We start from the raw sequence: 1,947 nt of genomic DNA on the forward strand, positions 1-1,947 counted from the left end.
TTCCTCTTTTTAAGACTTTTACAGAAATGTCATTTGAGTGTATTTTCATAAAATTAGCTTCTCCATCTCCTATTCTAAATTCATAGGAATTATCATTATGTAAAATTACATTTAAATACTCAAAGTACGGTTCAAAATACAGATAGTCACCATTAAAAGATATTAAATCTTCAAATTTAATCAATAATACATCATCTTTTAATCTAAGAAATCCATTTTCGTCAAAGTAAAAATCTTCTCTTTCATAGCTGCCATAATAACATCTGTTTCTAAGTTCAATTACAATATAAAATTCATCCTCGTAAAACGTTTTACCGCAAGATAATATTGTACTTCCGCCTAAGTCAAAGTTATTTAATAAAAATTTGAAATCTTCTGACACGTTTGAAGCTTCTAGTCGCAGTTTATCTAATTTACCGTCCTTATCAGTTATCTGTCTACTATATTTTGTAAAAAATACAGGTATTTCTTCATTTTGCATATTTTCATAATTTGTTTGAATAATTTCAGCTGCTTTTTCTTTAGTTATGTTTAAATTTTTTACAAGTCTATTTATATGATCTTCTTCAACTGCTTCTACAGGTTGATTTAATTCATAGGTATCTAAGCCTTCTATAGTTAAATAACAAGCTTCAATTTCAAAAAATTCAAATTTCTGTTTACTTCTCGATTTTTTAGCTCTTTTTCTAAATTCAACCCTAAATCCTTTTTTTAACTCAATAAAGTCTACACTTGCCAATAAATCACTAGCTTTGTCTATATCTAATTGATGTTTCATATAATAGCTTATTGATTCAAAAGTCAATTTAACATATTCTAAATCCTGATTTTTACATTCTAAAATAACTTCAACTTTATTTAACGAATCACATAATAGCTCTAAAACCTTGCTATCTTTAAATAAATTGAAATTAAAAGTCTTATCTATATTTAATCCTGTTTCATCTAAGATTAAATATGCCTCTTCTGAAGCTAGATATTCTACTTCCTCTTTGTAGAATTTCATAATTTCTTCGTATCTGCTAAGTCCATAGTGTTTCATAATTACTCCCTCTCTTTCTTTGAGTGAACTTTTATAAAGTCCCCTCTAATAAAATCGAGTTCGTGTCCCCCCTAAAAATAAGTCTTTTTTTATCATGCAACCAACTATATAATTTGTATAGTTTAAAACTTATTTTCTTATTACTATAGATTATATCATATGGCATAAGGAAATTTTAATGTATCATAAATATTTAAGATACTACTTTAAAATATATAAACTTTACTATTAATGACAATAAAACTAGCCATATTATCACAATAGGAATAGCATAAAACCATTTTTTAGGCTTTCCTCCATCCCATATATGCTCTGCTAATTTACGATTTTTCTCATATACATCTCGTGGAATAAATTTAAGCGTAAGAGCAATTAACATCGGCAACAAGATTACATCGTCTAAATATCCCAATACAGGTATAAAGTCTGGAATTAAATCTACTGGTGAAAGAGCATAAGCAACTGTTATCACTGCAAATATTTTAGCTATTATAGGAGTTTCTTTGTCTTTTAAACTTAGAAATATAGTTGGAATATCTGTTTTTAAGTTTTTAGCTTTTTCTTTTAAGTTCACAATATCTCCTCCATTTATATAAATTTATTATTTAAAGAAAAGTGTGAAATCAGTAAACAAACAATCAAAAATATTAACTTTTCCAAGTTCATTAAATTCTGTTTCAATATCATCTAAAGGATAATTTGCAAATTCATTAGATAATTTTTTATATCCCATACTCTTCATTAAAAAATCTAATTTCAACAATAAATCCTCTTCTTCCTTGGAATTTGGATTCAAATCGTCACGAAACTCCCAGCCACTTAAAAAGTCCTCTGGTAATACTTTAGATTCATCATAATATGTTTCTCCACCATGATCTTCTACTCCATCAACAGGATTGCGTACT

At 27.0% G+C, this 1,947-nt stretch carries 3 protein-coding genes; all 3 read right to left on the reverse strand.

Annotated elements, in window-relative coordinates:
• Positions 1–1,042: hypothetical protein (locus tag ACI3VO_RS00245; protein WP_439755981.1), on the reverse strand; the 1,042-nt coding region annotated here is incomplete at its 3' end.
• A gap of 193 nt (positions 1,043–1,235) precedes the next feature.
• Positions 1,236–1,616 carry a YkvA family protein gene (locus tag ACI3VO_RS00250; protein WP_439755982.1) on the reverse strand — a complete coding sequence of 127 codons (381 nt, stop codon included), beginning with the start codon at positions 1,614–1,616 and terminating at the stop codon, positions 1,236–1,238.
• Between the two features lie 27 nt (positions 1,617–1,643).
• Positions 1,644–1,947: hypothetical protein (locus tag ACI3VO_RS00255; protein WP_439755983.1), on the reverse strand; the 304-nt coding region annotated here is incomplete at its 5' end.

The organism is Intestinibacter sp. (genome assembly GCF_051866655.1).
Taxonomy (GTDB): Bacteria; Bacillota; Clostridia; order Peptostreptococcales; family Peptostreptococcaceae; genus Intestinibacter.